Origin of the sequence: Klebsiella sp. WP3-W18-ESBL-02 (assembly GCF_014168815.1) — a bacterium.
Classification (GTDB): domain Bacteria; phylum Pseudomonadota; class Gammaproteobacteria; order Enterobacterales; family Enterobacteriaceae; genus Kluyvera; species Kluyvera ascorbata_B.
The window spans coordinates 1,177,961-1,194,575 of record NZ_AP021972.1 but is presented as its reverse complement, the minus strand read 5'-3'; the positions used below and the strand labels follow the sequence as shown (position 1 = coordinate 1,194,575).

General features: G+C 58.5%; 13 protein-coding genes and 2 pseudogenes. 4 read left to right on the top strand and 11 right to left on the bottom strand.

What is annotated here, in order from left to right; translation table 11 throughout:
- Positions 1 to 181: 181 nt before the first annotated feature.
- From recX to mltB, 7 genes are all read right to left on the bottom strand, one after another.
- The gene (gene recX / locus H7R56_RS05765; protein WP_106928307.1) at positions 182 to 682 is read right to left on the bottom strand and encodes a recombination regulator RecX; all 501 of its coding nucleotides are present in this window, start codon (positions 680 to 682) and stop codon (positions 182 to 184) included.
- Positions 683 to 752: 70 nt separating this feature from the next.
- The gene (gene recA, locus H7R56_RS05760) at positions 753 to 1,811 is read right to left on the bottom strand and encodes a recombinase RecA (RefSeq protein WP_106928305.1); all 1,059 of its coding nucleotides are present in this window, start codon (positions 1,809 to 1,811) and stop codon (positions 753 to 755) included.
- 80 nt (positions 1,812 to 1,891) lie between these two features.
- The gene (pncC, locus tag H7R56_RS05755) at positions 1,892 to 2,389 is read right to left on the bottom strand and encodes a nicotinamide-nucleotide amidase (RefSeq protein ID WP_106928303.1); all 498 of its coding nucleotides are present in this window, start codon (positions 2,387 to 2,389) and stop codon (positions 1,892 to 1,894) included.
- 139 nt (positions 2,390 to 2,528) lie between these two features.
- A complete protein-coding gene (locus H7R56_RS05750) occupies positions 2,529 to 3,407 on the bottom strand; it encodes a metal ABC transporter substrate-binding protein (RefSeq protein WP_106928301.1) in 879 nt (292 codons plus the stop codon).
- Positions 3,408 to 3,425: 18 nt separating this feature from the next.
- Positions 3,426 to 4,280 carry a metal ABC transporter permease gene (locus H7R56_RS05745; protein ID WP_106928299.1) on the bottom strand — a complete coding sequence of 285 codons (855 nt, stop codon included), beginning with the start codon at positions 4,278 to 4,280 and terminating at the stop codon, positions 3,426 to 3,428.
- A complete protein-coding gene (locus H7R56_RS05740; RefSeq protein ID WP_374956745.1) occupies positions 4,277 to 4,975 on the bottom strand; it encodes a metal ABC transporter ATP-binding protein in 699 nt (232 codons plus the stop codon). The genes H7R56_RS05745 and H7R56_RS05740 overlap by 4 nt, the downstream gene beginning before the upstream one ends.
- A gap of 207 nt (positions 4,976 to 5,182) precedes the next feature.
- On the bottom strand, positions 5,183 to 6,253 hold the full coding sequence (mltB, locus tag H7R56_RS05735; protein ID WP_106928295.1) for a lytic murein transglycosylase B: 1,071 nt from the start codon (positions 6,251 to 6,253) through the stop codon (positions 5,183 to 5,185).
- Positions 6,254 to 6,454: 201 nt separating this feature from the next.
- On the opposite strand from mltB, the gene gutQ reads away from it, so the two are divergent.
- A complete protein-coding gene (gene gutQ / locus H7R56_RS05730; RefSeq protein WP_106928293.1) occupies positions 6,455 to 7,420 on the top strand; it encodes an arabinose-5-phosphate isomerase GutQ in 966 nt (321 codons plus the stop codon).
- Here gutQ and H7R56_RS05725 read toward each other — a convergent pair.
- Positions 7,417 to 8,232: pseudogene (locus H7R56_RS05725) on the bottom strand (sigma 54-interacting transcriptional regulator); the annotation flags it as partial. The gene gutQ and the pseudogene H7R56_RS05725 overlap by 4 nt on opposite strands.
- Positions 8,233 to 8,294: 62 nt before the next feature.
- Between H7R56_RS05725 and H7R56_RS05720 the strand changes: the two are divergent.
- Positions 8,295 to 9,808, top strand: a protein-coding gene (locus H7R56_RS05720) for an IS3 family transposase (RefSeq protein ID WP_370673415.1) whose coding sequence is annotated in 2 segments (ribosomal slippage) — positions 8,295 to 8,745 and positions 8,745 to 9,808 — 1,515 coding nt in all. Because the reading frame shifts where the segments join, the coding sequence is not laid out codon by codon here.
- A gap of 35 nt (positions 9,809 to 9,843) precedes the next feature.
- Here the strand turns inward: H7R56_RS05720 and H7R56_RS05715 are convergent.
- Positions 9,844 to 10,551 (bottom strand): annotated as a pseudogene (locus H7R56_RS05715) (GAF domain-containing protein); the annotation flags it as partial.
- 187 nt (positions 10,552 to 10,738) lie between these two features.
- On the opposite strand from H7R56_RS05715, the gene norV reads away from it, so the two are divergent.
- Both norV and norW read left to right on the top strand, forming a co-directional pair.
- Positions 10,739 to 12,187 carry an anaerobic nitric oxide reductase flavorubredoxin gene (gene norV, locus H7R56_RS05710; RefSeq protein ID WP_182928545.1) on the top strand — a complete coding sequence of 483 codons (1,449 nt, stop codon included), beginning with the start codon at positions 10,739 to 10,741 and terminating at the stop codon, positions 12,185 to 12,187.
- Positions 12,184 to 13,317 carry an NADH:flavorubredoxin reductase NorW gene (norW, locus tag H7R56_RS05705; RefSeq protein WP_106928287.1) on the top strand — a complete coding sequence of 378 codons (1,134 nt, stop codon included), beginning with the start codon at positions 12,184 to 12,186 and terminating at the stop codon, positions 13,315 to 13,317. Before norV ends, norW begins: the two co-directional genes overlap by 4 nt.
- Positions 13,318 to 13,361: 44 nt before the next feature.
- On the opposite strand, the gene H7R56_RS05700 is transcribed toward norW, so the two are convergent.
- Both H7R56_RS05700 and hypF read right to left on the bottom strand, forming a co-directional pair.
- Complete coding sequence (locus H7R56_RS05700; protein ID WP_106928285.1) at positions 13,362 to 14,378, bottom strand: HoxN/HupN/NixA family nickel/cobalt transporter; 1,017 nt, start codon at positions 14,376 to 14,378, stop codon at positions 13,362 to 13,364.
- A gap of 11 nt (positions 14,379 to 14,389) precedes the next feature.
- The gene (hypF, locus tag H7R56_RS05695; RefSeq protein WP_106928283.1) at positions 14,390 to 16,615 is read right to left on the bottom strand and encodes a carbamoyltransferase HypF; all 2,226 of its coding nucleotides are present in this window, start codon (positions 16,613 to 16,615) and stop codon (positions 14,390 to 14,392) included.

Here is a 16,615-nt window from a genome sequence, read left to right as displayed (position 1 = left end):
CGTACTTATGTACGCTCCTGGGGATTCACTCACTTGCCGCCTTGATGCGGCTTGAATGATTTCGTGTATTTAAGGAATATTCGTCGCAGACGCGGGCCGCCGTAAAAGCAACCCGCATCCAAACGGAAAAAGTGGGAATAAGATAAGTTTTCTTTAAAGGGAAGTAAAATCCCGAGTGCGGTCAATCAGCAAAATTTCGCCATATTTCCTGGATATCTTCCATAAGGTAGCCGCGGTAGAGCAAAAAACGCTGGATTTTAACCTTCTCGGCAAACAGCGTCGGCAACGGATCGCCGTATTTTCGCTGCGCCTGTTCGCGCGCAAGCATCCCCCAGTCGATCTCGCATTCCCGCATCGCCTGTTCGATATCGTGACGGTTTATCCCTTTTTGCCCCAGCTCCTGGCGAATGCGCGCCGGGCCATAGCCTTTACGGCTACGGCTGGCGAGAAACTGCCGCACAAACCGGAGATCGTCCAGATAGCGGTTTTCAAAGCACCAGGCAATCACCTTTTCAACATCTTCCGGCGGCGCGTCAACGGCTTCCGGGCCATTTTTGGTCATCACCGGAGCGGTCAGCTTGCGCCGCAGCTCCTGCTCACTGTGGTCACGCATCGCCAGAATGCGGATTGCGCGGTCCAGCAGACGGGCATAGGCGGAGCGGCGCGGTGAGTTTTCGGTCATCGTTTTTCTGCCATTGTGATAAATGCAAAAAGGGCTGCATCAGCAGCCCTTCGTCTTCGTTCTGAGGTTATCAGAAGTCTTCGTTGGTTTCTTCAACGTTGTTGTTATCAACAACGAAGTCAGGTTTATCGTCCTGGTTATTGAGCAGCAGTTCGCGTACCTTCTGCTCAATTTCTTTCGCCGCAGCCGGGTTTTCTTTCAGCCAGGAGATCGCGTTCGCTTTGCCCTGACCGATTTTATCGCCGTTGTAGCTATACCAGGCACCTGCTTTTTCAATCAGCTTCTCTTTCACGCCGAGATCGACCAGTTCGCCGAAGAAGTTGATGCCTTCGCCATAGAGGATCTGGAATTCAGCCTGTTTGAACGGCGCCGCAATTTTGTTCTTCACAACCTTCACGCGGGTTTCGCTGCCGACAACGTTGTCGCCCTCTTTCACCGCGCCGATACGACGGATGTCCAGACGAACGGAGGCGTAGAACTTCAGCGCATTACCGCCGGTCGTGGTTTCCGGGTTACCGAACATCACGCCGATTTTCATACGGATCTGGTTGATGAAGATAAGCAGGGTGTTGGACTGCTTCAGGTTACCCGCCAGCTTACGCATCGCCTGGCTCATCATACGTGCCGCGAGGCCCATGTGAGAGTCGCCGATTTCGCCTTCGATTTCCGCTTTCGGCGTCAGCGCCGCGACGGAGTCGACCACGATAACGTCTACTGCACCGGAACGTGCCAGCGCGTCACAGATTTCCAGCGCCTGTTCGCCGGTATCCGGCTGGGAGCACAGCAGGTTGTCGATATCGACGCCCAGCTTGCGCGCATAAACCGGGTCCAGCGCGTGTTCAGCATCGATGAACGCACAGGTTTTACCTTCACGCTGAGCTGCGGCGATAACCTGCAGCGTCAGGGTCGTTTTACCGGAGGATTCAGGACCGTAGATTTCGACGATACGGCCCATTGGCAGACCGCCTGCGCCCAGCGCGATATCCAGTGACAGCGAACCGGTGGAGATGGTTTCCACATCCATGGTACGGTCTTCACCCAGACGCATGATGGAGCCTTTACCGAATTGCTTTTCGATCTGGCCCAGCGCTGCCGCCAACGCTTTCTGTTTGTTTTCGTCGATAGCCATTATTACTCCTGTCATACCGGATGAAACCGGATAGTGAATTCTGTTCTGTTGAGGCAATTATACTGTATGGTCATACAGTATCAAGTATTTTGTAGAAATTGTTGCCAGAGGAGTTTTAGCGCGAAAGCCGTCGCCTGTCGGCGCACTGATTCACGGTCGCCGGAGAAACATTCACACTGGGTCACCCCCTGCCCGCTGGCGCTGGCAACGCCAAACCACACGGTGCCTACCGGTTTTTCCGCGCTGCCGCCGTCCGGCCCGGCAATGCCGCTAACCGAGACCGCAAAGTCTGCTCGTGCCGCGCGCAGCGCGCCAATTGCCATTTCGACGACCACGGGCTCGCTAACCGCACCGTTCTGTTCCAGCGTCACTTCCCGCACGCCGATCATCTGCGATTTAGCCTCATTGCTGTAGGTGACAAAACCGCGTTCAAACCATGCAGAACTGCCCGCTACGTCGGTGATGGTTTTGGCAATCCAGCCGCCGGTGCAGGACTCGGCGGTGGTCATCGTCGCGCCGCGCGCTTTCAGCGCCAGGCCGACCTGCTCACTCAGCTGCAGTAATTCTGAATCTGTCATTGTCGCTCCGCTTAAGCCGGATAAAGAGGCCATCAAAGATAGCACTTTCAGCACAGATATGGGGATGGGGTGGCGATTTTACGAGGGGCATTCCGAAATTGCATCGCCCCGACGACGTCGGGGCGAAACGGCGAGAAATTTAGCGCATGCTGGCGGCAATCAACTGGACATTATGACGCAACATTTTCACGTAGCTGTCTGCCACGCCGCCGGGCTTTGACAGCGCTTCGGGATAAAGTTCGCCACCCGGCTGCGACCCCGTGGCCGTGGCAATCTGTTGCACCAGACGCGGATCGAGCTGGTTTTCCATAAACCAGGTGTGCACGCCGTCGGCCTGAATCTGCTTAATCAGCGCCGCAACCTGCGCCGCACTGGCCTCGCTTTCCGACGACAGCCCCTGCGGAGCCAGGAAGGTCACGCCGTAGGCGCGGGAGAAATAACCGAAGGCATCGTGGCTGGTTAAGACTTTACGTTTCGCCTGCGGAATGCCGTCGAACTGTTTTTTCGCCCAATCATGCACTTCGTTCAGTTGCCCGATATAACGCTCGCCGGAGGCTTTTAACGCCGCGCTATCCTGGGGGTCGGCCTTGATCAACCCGTTCATGATGTTTTGCGCATACAGCGCGCCGTTAGCCGCGCTGTTCCAGGCATGCGGGTCGGTCACTATTTTTCCATCCTCATCCAGCGTGTGCGTCTTCACGCCGGTTGATGCAACCACCAGCTCCCCTTTAAAGCCAGAGGCTTTAATTAACCGGTCGATCCACCCCTCGAGCCCCAGCCCGTTCACCACCACCACATCCGCCTTGCTGAGCAGCGCGCTGTCTTTCGGCGACGGCTCAAAGGTATGCGGGTCGCCGTCCGGACCAACCAGCGTGTCGACATGTACGTGCTCGCCGCCAATTTGCTGCACCATATCCCCCAGTACGGAAAAACTGCTGACCACGTTCAGCGTTTTCGCCATTACCCCCTGCGCCGTTAGCCCGAGCGCCAGCGCCAGAATCACCCCAATACGCTTCATGTTTTCCCCTTATCGTCTTCAATTTCGCCAGCTGACGGTCAGCCGACTACGCTTGCCAAAAAATACCGAAACCAAAAAAACGCCGCTGGCGGTCAGCACAATCGACGGTCCAGCGGGGAGATTAGCCGCCCACGACAGGCTCAATCCCATCCACGCACAGACGCTGCCCATCAGCGCCGCCAGCAGTAAAATCCCCGGCAGCGTTTGCGCCCAACAGCGTGCAGCCACGGCAGGCAGCATCATCACGCCCACGGCCATCAGCGTACCGAGCACCTGAAAACCGGCGACCAGGTTAAGCACCAGCAGCGCCAGGAACAGCCCATGAAGCACAATCGGCAGCCAGCGTGCATTGACCTGTAGCCAGGCGCTGTCAAAGGCTTCGCTCACCAGCCCACGATAAAACAGCGCGATACAGATAAGCGTCAGGCTGGCAACGCCCGCCACAAACAGAGCCGCGTTGCTGTCCACCGCCAGTATTGAGCCAAAAAGCAGGTGCAGCAGGTCGACGTTAGAACCGCGCAGCGAGACCAGCGTGACGCCCAGCGCCAGCGAGCCAAGATAGAACCCGGCAAAACTGGCGTCCTCCTTTAACGGCGTTCGGCGGCTCGCCCAGCCGGCAATCAGCGCCACCGCTATTCCGGCGATAAAACCGCCGACGGTCATCGCCAGCAGCGACATGCCGTTCACCAAATACCCCACCGCCACGCCCGGCAGAATGGCATGCGACAGCGCATCGCCCATTAAGCTCATGCGCCTTAGCAGCAGAAAAACGCCGAGCACGGTGGTACTCAACGACAGCGCCAGGCAGACCACCAGCGCACGGCGCATAAAGCCAAACTCAATAAAGGGTTGAAAAAAGGTATGCCAGATCATGCGCGCCTCAACGATTCAAACGCGGGCAATACATCATGGGTATGCCCCCAGCAGGCGTTGTTTTCCGCCAGCAGCAGCGTTTGCGGAAAGTAATCAGCCACCCGCTGGTTATCGTGCAGCACCGCCAGCACGGTCTGCCCCTGCTGATGCATTTCCTCAATCACCCCCATCAAATCAAACGTGGTCGCTTCATCAATGCCGGTAAACGGCTCGTCCAGCATGACCAGCGGCGCGCGTTGCACCAGTACGCGGGCGAACAGCATGCGCTGAAACTGACCGCCGGAGAGGGACTCAATCGGTGCGGTGGCCATGGCCGCCAGCCCAACCCGCGCCAGCGCGGCCTGGATGCGGCGCCGTACGTCGCGGCCAATTCCGCGCAGCAGCGAAATCCGCGGCCAGGCTCCCTGGCTGACGACATCAATCACCGTCAGCGGGAACTGCGACTCCAGCGCGTGACGCTGCGCCAGCCAGCCGATCGTTGGCCGCGACGGCGTCCAGCGCATAACGCCGCTGACCGGCGGAATAAATCCGGCCAGCGTTTTTAACAGGGTAGATTTGCCGCAGCCGTTCAGACCGACAATGGCCGTCATGCTGCCCTTGTGAATCATGCCGCTGAGAGCAGGCGTAATCGCCCGCCCTTCATAGCCGACAACGAGGTTATCGAGTTCAATCATGGCAGCGCGACCGCCCACCATACCGCCAGCCACAGCGCAGCCAGCAGCATCCCCGCCAGCCAAAGCCGCGCGCCGGCGGAAGCCATAAAAACAGGAGTCAAAATCTTCGCCTCATAATTTAATGTTATAACATAACAATATAGAATGAGCGCTACGATGTAAACGGCTGGAAATGATGCAAGATGTAACTGACACCTCTCCGGACGGAGAGGTGCAGGAGAGGAAAGATTACTGCGCGCGAGCCTGAGACACCGCCAGGCCTAGCTGCCACACCGCCATAGCGTAGTGGGTGCTGTGGTTATAGCGCGTGATGGTGTAGAAGTTCGGTAAGCCGTACCAGTACTGATAGCCAGTACCGATATCCAACCGCAGCAGGCTGGCCTGCTGGTGGTTACCTAAAGGCTGCATCGGCGTCAGGCCAGCCGCCGCCAGCTGCGATACGCTGTATTTGGTTTTAAAGCCGTTGTCCAGGCCCGGCGCCTGACCCATCGCCTGTACGGCCACCGCATCGCCGCTCACCCAGCCATGCTGCTTGAAGTAGTTTGCCACGCTACCGATGGCATCTTCAGGGTCCCACAGGTTGATATGGCCGTCACCGTTGAAGTCGACGGCGAACTCCTTATAGGACGACGGCATAAACTGTCCGTAGCCCATCGCACCGGCGAACGAGCCTTTCAGATCCAGCGGATCGTCTTGTTCATCACGCGCCATCAGCAGGAAGGTTTCCAGCTCGCCGGAGAAGTACGCCGCGCGGCGCGGGTAGTTGAAGGAGAGCGTCGCCAGCGCATCAAGAATGCGGGTTTTACCCATTACACGGCCCCAGCGGGTTTCAACGCCAATAATACCGACGATGATCTCAGGCGGCACGCCGTACACCTGCTGCGCGCGCTGTAACGCGCCTTGATACTGGTTCCAGAACGCCACGCCGTTCTGCACGTTATCCGGGGTAATAAACTGTTTGCGATAGCGCAGCCACGCACCGTTCGGCCCGGTCGGCGGCAGACCGGTCGGCGCCTGTCGGTCCATCAGGCGCAGAACATAGTCCAGACGTTTCGCCTGAGAGAGAATTTCGTGCAGCTGCTGTCGGTCAAAGCCGTGCTTGCTCACCATCTTGTCGATGAACTGCTCCGCCGCCGGATTATTGGCAAAGTCGCCGCTCGGCATCATGGCATTATGCTGGGGTTCAAGAAGGAAACCGCCGGAGGTTTGTGCCGGTGATTCAGCCGTTTTCGGTTTGCTGCTACAGGCAGCGAGCAGGACACACAGGGGGAGTAAAGCCAGAACGCGACGCTTCAACATGGGACTTCCATTTAACAATATCAGCAAGAGTTAAATATGGTAAAGCATCCGCCGCGCTGCAAGGAAGCGCCTTCGCATCCGGCGGGGAAAAAAATCGCCGCCGTCGAACAATCATGATGCAATCGATGATCTCAACGGCCGGAATGTTTTATCATCGCCGCGCAAAACGGACCGTGTACGCGCTAATTATCGGAGAAAGTCATGAGTGATTTTTTGTTAGACGCCGGGCGTAAGGCCCTGTTACTGGAACTACAGGAAGCCAGCCGCCTGCCCGATCGCCTCGACGATACCTTTGTTCAGGCGGCAAAAGCCATTCTCGGCTGCCAGGGCAAACTGATCGTTTCCGGAATGGGCAAATCCGGCCATATTGGCAAAAAGCTGGCCGCCACCTTTGCCAGCACCGGCACCCCGGCTTTCTTCGTCCACCCTGCAGAAGCACTGCACGGCGACCTGGGTATGGTTGAAAGCCGCGACGTCATGCTGTTTATCTCCTACTCCGGCAGCGCCAAAGAACTCGACTACATTATTCCGCGCCTCAAAGAGAAAGCAGTTACGCTGCTGGCGATGACCGGCAAAGCCAATTCACCGCTGGCGCTGGCCGCCGACGCGGTGCTGGATATCTCCGTCGAACGCGAAGCCTGTCCAATGCACCTGGCGCCGACGTCCAGCACCGTCAACACCCTGATGATGGGCGATGCGCTGGCGATTGCCGTTATGCAGGCGCGCGGCTTTAGTGAAGAAGATTTTGCCCGCTCGCATCCGGCCGGCGCGCTCGGCGCGCGTCTGCTTAATCGCGTGCACCACCTGATGCGCAAAGAGGCTGATATTCCCCAGGTCAACGTGCATGCCAGCGTGATGGACGCCATGCTTGAACTGAGCCGCACCGGTATGGGGATGGTGGCGGTGTGCGATGATGTTTTGCAGGTTCACGGCGTGTTTACCGACGGCGACCTGCGCCGCTGGCTGGTGGGCGGCGGTTCACTGGCCGATAGCGTCAACGAGGCGATGACCAAAGGCGGCGTAACGATTCACGACCAGGCGCGCGCGATCGACGCCAAAGAAAAGCTGATGAAACTGAAAATCAGCGCCGCCCCGGTGGTGGATGAAGAACACCGTCTGGTCGGCGCGATTAACCTGCAAAACTTCTATCAGGCCGGGATCCTTTAATCCTTCAGGCCCAGACGCTTCGCCAGCCGATGCAGGTTGGCGACGTCTGTCTCCAGCGCTCTGGCGCTGGCCGCCCAGTTATTCTGATGCGCCGACAGCGCCTGGCGAATCATCTGCCGCTGAAAATGCTCGGTCGCATCGCGCAGGTTTTGCACCGTTGGCGCAACCGGCATTGTTTCAACAACCGCCGTATGCGCGCCTTCCTGTAAGGCAAAATGCGGCGCCTCCAGCACCACTTCACCGCTGCTGCGGGTCGCCCGCGCCAGCACCACCGCGCGATGTACCGCATGTTCCAGCTCGCGTACGTTTCCTGGCCAACCATAGTTTTGCAGATGCGCACGCGCTCCGTCGCTCAACACTACGCGGGAAAGGCCCAGCCGCAATCGGCACTGTTCGCAAAAATAGCCCGCCAGCAGCAGCACATCGTCGCCACGCTCGCGCAGCGGCGGTACGGAAAGCGGAAACACGCTCAAACGATGGAACAGGTCGGCGCGGAAGTGACCGGCCAGCACTTCTTCACGCAGATCGCGGTTGGTCGCCGCCAGCACGCGCACGTCAACCCGCAGGCTTCGGTCATCGCCCACTCGTTGAATATCGCCATACTGCAACACGCGCAGCAGCTTGGCCTGTAGCGCCAGCGACAGCTCGCCAATTTCATCTAAAAACAGCGTGCCGTTATCGGCCATTTCAAACTTGCCGCTGCGGTTGCTGATGGCGCCGGTAAACGCGCCTTTCACATGGCCAAACAGCTCGCTTTCGGCCACGCTCTCCGGCAGCGCGGCGCAGTTAAGGTACACCAGTGGGCTGACCGCCCCCTCTGTCAGGATAGTTGTCACCCCCATCGAAAATACTAATGACAAGATGGGAACAGATCGTGAAACGAATTTCACCAGAACGTAAATCGGCTGCACTGGCTAAATTACTACCGCCTTACAACATGACCGTCACCGCAGTTGCGCAGATGGAAGGGATATCGGAAGCTACCCTTTATTACTGGCGTAACAAGGCGAAAGCAGAGGGAATACCGGTGCCGGGTGCAAACAAAACTACAGACCAATGGTCAGCCGAAGCCCGGCTGGCTGTGATTATCGAAACAGCTACACTCAGCGAAACAGAACTCGCGCAATACTGCCGTAAAAAAGGGCTTTACCTGGAACAGATTAGTCAGTGGAAACAAGGCTTTTTGCAGGTGTCTTCGCCCACTGACAAAGCGGCGCTCAAACAAAGCCAGAAAGAAGTTAAACAACTAAAACGCGAACTGCTTCGTAAGGAAAAGGCGCTGGCGGAGGCGGCAGCGATACTGGTGCTGCGAAAGCAGTTGCGGGATTTTTACGGGGAAACCGACGAGGACGACTGACGCCCGGAACAGAGCGGCAGGCACTTATCGGTTACGTGCGGGACGCGATGGCGTCAGGAGCTCGGCTGTCAATAGCGCTGACGGAAGCGGGATTAAGTGAACGGACGTGGCGACGCTGGCAAACGTCGTGGGAAGACAAGCGTGTCAGCACGGTCAGGCCCTCCCCGGTGAACCAGTTAAGTGAGCAAGAAGAGCAACAGATACTGGCAGTGTGCCATCAGCCAGACTACGCCAGCCTCCCCCCGTCACAAATCGTACCGGCGTTGGCGGATAAGGGGATTTATCTGGCAAGCGAGTCAACCTTTTACCGGGTACTGCGTCGTCATGGAGAGGTGCATCGCCGGGGACGGCAACGGGCAGCGCAGAAAGTCACCCCGGCTACGAGTTGGCAGGCCAGCGGGCCGAATGAGGTGTGGACATGGGACATTACATGGGTTCCGTCAACCGTAAAGGGGCGCTGGTTTTACCTGTATCTGGTGGAAGACCTCTACAGCCGAAAAATCGTGGGATATGAAGTGCATGAAACTGAAAGTGGTGAGCAGGCGGCAGCCCTGATACAACGCACGGTCCTTCGGGAAGGATGCTGGCAAAACCCGCCGGTACTGCATGCGGACAACGGCGCGGCGATGAAGTCACAGACGTTGCAAATGAAGCTACACGAGCTGGCGATAACCCCCTCTCACAGCCGGCCGGGAGTGAGTAACGATAATGCGTATGTGGAGTCGCTGTTCCGGACACTGAAATATGTCCCGCAGTGGCCGTCATCAGGGTTCGGCAAGCTGGAGGAGGCGCGTGAATGGATAGAGGTTTTTGCTCAGTGGTATAACGAAATGCACAGACATAGCGGCATCAGGTATGTGACGCCGGGTCAGCGACATCGTGGAGAAGACGGTGTGTTGCTGAAAAATCGGGATGAGGTGTACAAAAAGGCAAAAGCGGAACGGCCTGAACGCTGGTCTGGCAGAACACGAAACTGGCATCCGGTAGGCAAGGTAATGCTGAATCCAGAACGGGAAAAACAGGCAGCCTAAATCAACCGGGGGTGCCAACTACCTTGACACTTACCGACCGCGCGCGGTGAACCTTCATGAATCGCTTTCGCTACCAGCTCCTTCCCGGTGCCGGTCTCACCGCTGATCAGCACGTTAAGATCAGAGGCAGCAACAATCTCAATCTCTTTTTTGAGCTGCATCATGCCCGGCGACAGGCCAATCATCTGCGTCTCTTTTACCTGCTCAAAATCGCCCGGCGTACCCGGTAACATGTTCTGGCTTTCGAGCTGTTCAATCAGCAGCGCGTTACTCAGCGCACCGGCCGCCAGCGCAGCAATCAGCCTGAGCTCTTCATCGCTGAAGATGTCGAACTGATCCGGTGACATACCGTCGAGCGTCAGCGCACCAATCAGGTTCTGCCCGGCAAATAGCGGCAGACCAACGCAGGCGTGCACTTTGAGGCTCTCCTGGCCGGGAATCAGCCCGTCGTAGGGATCGGGCAGCGAGCTGTCCGCCGGGAAACGCACGACGTCCCCCGCACGAGCAATCGCCTCTAACCGCGGGTGGCCCTCCAGCGTAAAGCGCCTGCCCAGCACATCTTTGGCCAGGCCATCAATGGCCAGAGGAATAAACTGCCGCGCTTCATAGCGCAGCAGCGCCGATGCATCGCACTCCAGCACCTGGCGCAGCGTGGTAATCAGCCGCTGGAAGCGATCCTGATGGCCGACACCGCGCTGCAGTTCGATGGCAATACCGGCCAGTACGTTAACGGAGAAACTCATCGCTACCTCACTGTCATTTTGACAATGCATCATGTCATATTGACAATATAATGCATAGTCATTTTGACTAACAAAAAAGAGGTATAAATAAATTAAACTATAAAAATCAATGCATTAAAAAGTTGGCACGCAACCTGCAATTAGCAATACATCTTTTTTGAAAAACGCTGAATTAATTGAGGTTGCTATGTCTATTCTGGTTAAAAATAACATTCATTGGGTTGGCCAACGTGACTGGGAAGTGCGCGATTTCCACGGGACGGAATACAAAACGCTGCGCGGCAGCAGCTACAACAGCTACCTGATTCGCGAAGGCAAAAACGTCCTGATCGATACCGTTGACCATAAATTCAGCAGTGAATTCGTCCAGAACCTGCGCAGCGAAATCGACCTTGCCGATATCGACTACATCATTATTAACCACGCGGAAGAGGACCACGCCGGTGCGCTGACCGAGCTGATGTCGCAAATCCCGGACACCCCCATTTACTGCACCGCCAACGCCATTGACTCCATCAACGGTCACCACCATCATCCGGAATGGAACTTCAACGTGGTCAAAACCGGTGACAGCCTGGACATCGGCAACGGTAAACAGCTGATCTTCGTCGAAACCCCGATGCTGCACTGGCCGGACAGCATGATGACCTACATGACCGGCGACGCCGTGCTGTTCAGTAACGACGCCTTCGGCCAGCACTACTGCGACGAACGCCTGTTCAACGACGAAGTTGACCAGACCGAGCTGTTCGAACAGTGCCAGCGCTACTACGCCAATATCCTGACGCCGTTCAGCCGTCTGGTGACGCCAAAAATCACCGAGATCCTCGGCTTCAACCTGCCGGTCGATATGATTGCCACCTCCCACGGCGTGGTATGGCGCGACAACCCGACGCAGATCGTTGAGCTGTACCTGAAATGGGCGGCGGATTATCAGGAAGACCGCATCACCATCTTCTATGACACCATGTCCAATAACACCCGCATGATGGCGGATGCGATTGCCCAAGGGATCAACGAAGTCGACCCGAACGTGGCGGTAAAAATCTTTAACGTCGCCCGCAGTGATAAAAATGAAATTCTGACCAACGTTTTCCGTTCTAAAGGGGTTCTGGTCGGCACCTCCACCATGAACAACGTGATGATGCCGAAAATTGCCGGCCTGGTGGAAGAGATGACCGGTCTGCGCTTCCGTAACAAACGCGCCAGCGCCTTTGGGTCTCACGGCTGGAGCGGTGGTGCGGTCGACCGTCTGTCCACCCGTTTGCAGGATGCCGGTTTCGAGATGTCGCTGAGCCTGAAGGCGAAATGGCGACCGGACCTGGATGCGCTGGAGCTGTGCCGCCAGCACGGTCGTGAAATCGCCCGGCAATGGGCGCTGGGTCCGCTGCCGGAAATGACCGCCGCTTCCACCAGCGCAAAAGAAGCGTGCGCCTGTGCCGCAGCAGCTGCTGCCGACCTCGGCCCAAGCATGCAGTGCAGCGTGTGTCAGTGGATCTATGACCCAGCCAAAGGCGAACCGAATCAGGACGTCCAGCCTGGCACCCCGTGGAGCGACGTTCCGGATAACTTCCTGTGCCCGGAATGTTCATTAGGCAAAGACGTCTTCGACGTACTGGCAACGGAGGCAAAATGACTCATGGCATTGTGATCGTTGGCTCGGGCTTCGCCGCCCGCCAACTGGTGAAAAACATCCGTAAACAGGATGCGAGCGTCAGACTGACGCTCATCGCCGCCGACAGCATCGACGAGTACAACAAACCGGATCTGAGCCACGTGGTCAGCCGGGGGCAAACGGCCGCCGACCTCACGCTGCAAACCGCCGGCGAGTTTGCCGAGCAGTACAACCTGAATCTGTTTCCGCAGACCTGGGTGACCGGAATTGATGCCGAGGCCCATACGGTGAAGAGCCAGAATCAGGTCTGGCAGTACGATAAACTGGTCCTCGCCACCGGCGCCTCGGCGATGGTACCGCCGGTACCGGGCAAAGAGCTGATGCTGACCCTTAACAGCCAGCAGGAGTTCGGGGCCGCACAGAGCACCCTGCGCGATGCACAACGGGTGCTGATTATTGGCGGCGGTTTGATCGGCAGCGAGCTGGCGATGGATTTCTGCCGCGCCGGTAAAGCCATTACCGTCGTCGACAGCTCAGCCAGCATTCTGGCGTCGCTGATGCCGCCGGAAGTCAGCAGCCGCCTGCAGCATCGCCTGACCGACATGGGGATCCATCTGCTGCTGAAAACCCAGCTACAGTCGCTGGAACAAACCGCCACCGGCATTCGTGCCCGCTTCGATCGCGATCGCCACATTGAAGTCGATGCCGTTGTGGCCGCCGCCGGCCTGCGCCCGGAAACGGCGCTGGCCCGCATGGCGGGTCTGGAGATTAACCGCGGCGTGAAGGTCGACGGTACGCTGCGCACCAGCAATCCGGATATCTACGCGCTGGGCGACTGCGCCGAGATTAACGGCGCGGTAATGCCATTCCTGCAGCCGATTTTAATGAGCGCCATGTGCCTGGCGAAAAACCTGCTCGGTCAGTCCGGGGAGCTGAAGCTGCCAAACATGTTGGTGAAGGTGAAAACGCCGGATCTGCCGCTGCATCTGGCCGGTGAAACCCGCCGTCAGGATTTGAACTGGCAGATCGAAACCCGCGCCGACGGTATGCTGGCGCAGGGCTACGATGCCGACCAAAAATTACGAGCGTTCGTGGTCAGTGAAGAGAGAATGAAGGAAGCGTTTGGGTTGTTGAAGCTGCTCGCCAGCTAAGCACGAGCAGCTTGCCGGATAGCGGCGTAAACGCCTTATCCGGCCTACCGCACCACCAGCGCGTCATAATTACGCCAGCGATAGTTCACCATCGACACCAGCCAGCACAGAGCGAACAGCCCAATCACCACAAACCCCGCATTACCGAGGTTATCGCTCAGCACGGCAACGTCATTCCACAGGCCGCCGGTCAGCCCGAACTTATCCATAATCAGCCCCAGCGCTTCCAGCCCGCCAATAAACAGAGCCACCACCACAGAAGCACCGGTAATGGTCATATTGTAGTAAAGCTTACGCTGCGGCTTATTGAAGGCCCAACCATAGGCGCCGACCATCAGAATATTATCCAGCGTATCCACCAGCGCCATACCGCTGGCAAACAGTGCCGGGAATACCATAATCGACCACATCGACATCCCGCTGGAGGCGCTGGCGGCAGAGATACCCAGTACGCCAATTTCGGTCGCTGTATCAAAGCCCAGGCCAAACAGGAAGCCGACCAGGTACATATGCCAGCTTTTGCCAATCAGCCGGAAGGTACGGCTGAATAGCGCGTTCATCAACCCACCGGAGATCGGTGCGTCAGCGGAAACCGATTCCCCTTTCTTCAGCGCCTGGAAGCTGCGCCACACGCCGCGCAAAATCACCAGGTTCACCAGCGCCATCGCCAGCAGGAACACGGCGGATACGGCGGTACCAATAATGCTGCCGGTGTCGTGGAACCAGCCCATCTTATGCTGGAAGGCCGTCGCCGTCGCGGCAATCGCCACTGACGCTAACACCACAATCGAGGAGTGCCCCAGCGAGAACCAGGCGCCGACGCCAAACGGACGTTTGCCCTGCTGCATCATTTTGCGGGTGACGTTATCAATGGCCGCGATATGGTCCGCATCGACCGCATGGCGCAGACCGTAGCCCCACGCCAGCAGGCTGGCGGCCATCAGCGCGCCGTTATGACCAAATGCTTGCCATGCCCAACCCCAGGCCAGTAAGTTCGCCATCACCAAAGCCAGCACCAGCAGCGACGCACGCGGCTGTTGACGAAGAACATTCCACAACATGAATTACTCCTTTAAATCAGATGACGAGCCGCCGCAATCACGGCCTGTCCGTATGAAATTGCTCCGTCCCCGGCGGGTAACCGCTTCGGAAAAAGCAAAGTGAAATCGTGTAAATAGTGCATCAGCCGCGCACGCAGCAGCGCGTTGTGCAGCACGCCGCCGCCGAAGGCCAGGGTGGAGACGCCTGCCTGCCGCGCGTGATGGCGCATCAGCTCGGCGATGCCCTGCGCCAGCGTGTCGTGAAACGCCCACGCTTTTTGTGCAGGCGTCGCCTGCCAGCGCAGCCAGGTTTCCCAGAACGACGCAAGATCGAGATAGCGCTCGCGTACCGGCATCGTGACCGGGTGGCGAATGCCGTCACAGACCGCGGCCAGCGCTTCAAGCCGGCATGCTGCTTCGCCTTCATAGCTCAGCGTCTGCGGCGCACAGCCCAGCGCGCAGGCCACGGCGTCAAACAGTCGGCCACAGGAAGAGGCCTGCGGGCTATTGATCCCGCGCGCCATAGCCTGCTTCAGCAGCGGCCAGTTTTGTTGCTGTAAAGTCCGGGTTTCGCTGAAAGACAACCAGTCAGGCACAAACGCCAGGCATTGAGCCAGCAGGTTACGCCACGGCTGCTTCGCCGCCAGATCGCCCCCCGGCAGCGCTACCGGCGGCAGACCGCCGAGATGTTCGCATTCCCGGTAGCTCACGCGCAGGCACTCGCCGCCCCACAGCGCGCCGTTTTCCCCCATGCCGATGCCATCGAGCGCCATCGCAATCACTTCTCCGCCGTCAAGCGGCCAGTCGTGCTCCGCCAGGCAGGCGGCAATATGCGCGTGATGATGCAACACGCGCTGTACCGGTAGCGGGCTGTGTTCGGCCCAGTGTGACGAGCGGTAGCCATCATGCGCGTCAGCCACAACCGCCTGCGGCGTAAAATCATAGATGGCCTGCATCAGGCCCAGCGCCTGCCGCCACTGGCTTTCTACGCCGTCGTCGGTCAGATCGCCAAAGTGCTGGCTCACCACCGCCTGGTCACCGCGCACCAGGCAGAAAGTATTTTTCATGTCTGCGCCAAGACACAGCATGGGCGGCACGTCGCGAAAGCCCGGCGGCAGCGGCAGCGCGTCCGGCACAAAGCCACGTGAACGGCGCAGCATTTCGCCGCTCTGACGCACCACGGAGTCATCCATACGCTGCACGATATCGCGGTTGTGCAGCAGAAAACCGTCGGCAATGTCCGCCAGATCCGCCAGCGCCTGCGCGTTACTCAGCGCCGGTGGTTTGCCGCTCAGATTGCCGGAGGTCATCACCAGCGGGCGATCCGCGCCCTGTATCAGCAGGTGCTGAAGTGGGTTGGCGGGCAGCATCACCCCCACCTCGGCAAGCGCTGGCGCAATGGCCTCGCAAAGCTGCGCCACGCGGGCTTTATCGACCAGCACAATCGGCGCGGCGGGCGTTTGCAGCAGCGAGCGGGCATCCATCGGCAGCGCATCGGCGTTTGCTAGCATCACCGCCAGCGGTTTCGCCGGGCGACGTTTTCGTTCGCGCAGTCGGGCTACGGCCTCGCCGTTTGTGGCATCACAGGCCAGATGAAAACCGCCAATGCCCTTTACCGCCACGATGCCGCCGGCCTTCAGCAGCGCGATGGCGGCGGTCAGCGCGGCCTCTTTCTGCTCGCGCTGGTCGCCGCTGTGCCACGTCAGCCAAGGCCCGCATTCCGCGCAGGCCACCGGCTGGGCGTGAAAGCGCCGATCGTAAGGGTTGCGATACTCCGCCGCGCACTGCGGGCAAAGCGGAAACGCCGCCATCACCGTGAAAGGTCGGTCATATGGCATGGCGTTGATAATGGTAAAGCGCGGCCCGCAGTGGGTGCAGTTAATAAACGGATAGCGGTAGCGCCGCTGCTGCGGGTCGTTCATTTCCGCCAGACAGGCTGGACAGGTTGCGGCATCCGGCACGATTTGCGTGCTCATCGCCCCCGCGCCGCTCTGACGGATAGTAAATTCGCTGGGTAAGGTCGGCCACGCAAAGGGCTCGACCTGGGTACTGTCGATGCGTGCAAGCGGCGGACAGTGCTGGTACAGCGCGGCGATAAAATCGACTTCATCGCCGTACAGGCGCAGCAGTACGCCCGCGCCGTCATTACAGACATCGCCCAGGCAGCCGCGCTGCTGCGCCAGCTGCCACACAAAGGGCCGGAAGCCCACGCCCTGTACTTTTCCGCAAATGCGGATCTGCACACCGTTTGCACGCAT

Excerpts from the sequence above, each read along its gene's own strand:
- recA (WP_106928305.1), bottom strand. The coding sequence starts at position 1,811 with ATGGCTATCGACGAAAACAAACAGAAAGCGTTGGCGGCAGCGCTGGGC.
- H7R56_RS05700 (WP_106928285.1), bottom strand. The coding sequence starts at position 14,378 with ATGTTGTGGAATGTTCTTCGTCAACAGCCGCGTGCGTCGCTGCTGGTG.
- norW (WP_106928287.1), top strand. The coding sequence starts at position 12,184 with ATGACTCATGGCATTGTGATCGTTGGCTCGGGCTTCGCCGCCCGCCAA.
- hypF (WP_106928283.1), bottom strand. The coding sequence starts at position 16,615 with ATGCGTGCAAACGGTGTGCAGATCCGCATTTGCGGAAAAGTACAGGGC.
- H7R56_RS05740 (WP_374956745.1), bottom strand. The coding sequence starts at position 4,975 with ATGGTGGGCGGTCGCGCTGCCATGATTGAACTCGATAACCTCGTTGTC.
- H7R56_RS05750 (WP_106928301.1), bottom strand. The coding sequence starts at position 3,407 with ATGAAGCGTATTGGGGTGATTCTGGCGCTGGCGCTCGGGCTAACGGCG.
- mltB (WP_106928295.1), bottom strand. The coding sequence starts at position 6,253 with ATGTTGAAGCGTCGCGTTCTGGCTTTACTCCCCCTGTGTGTCCTGCTC.
- H7R56_RS05745 (WP_106928299.1), bottom strand. The coding sequence starts at position 4,280 with ATGATCTGGCATACCTTTTTTCAACCCTTTATTGAGTTTGGCTTTATG.
- gutQ (WP_106928293.1), top strand. The coding sequence starts at position 6,455 with ATGAGTGATTTTTTGTTAGACGCCGGGCGTAAGGCCCTGTTACTGGAA.
- recX (WP_106928307.1), bottom strand. The coding sequence starts at position 682 with ATGACCGAAAACTCACCGCGCCGCTCCGCCTATGCCCGTCTGCTGGAC.
- norV (WP_182928545.1), top strand. The coding sequence starts at position 10,739 with ATGTCTATTCTGGTTAAAAATAACATTCATTGGGTTGGCCAACGTGAC.
- pncC (WP_106928303.1), bottom strand. The coding sequence starts at position 2,389 with ATGACAGATTCAGAATTACTGCAGCTGAGTGAGCAGGTCGGCCTGGCG.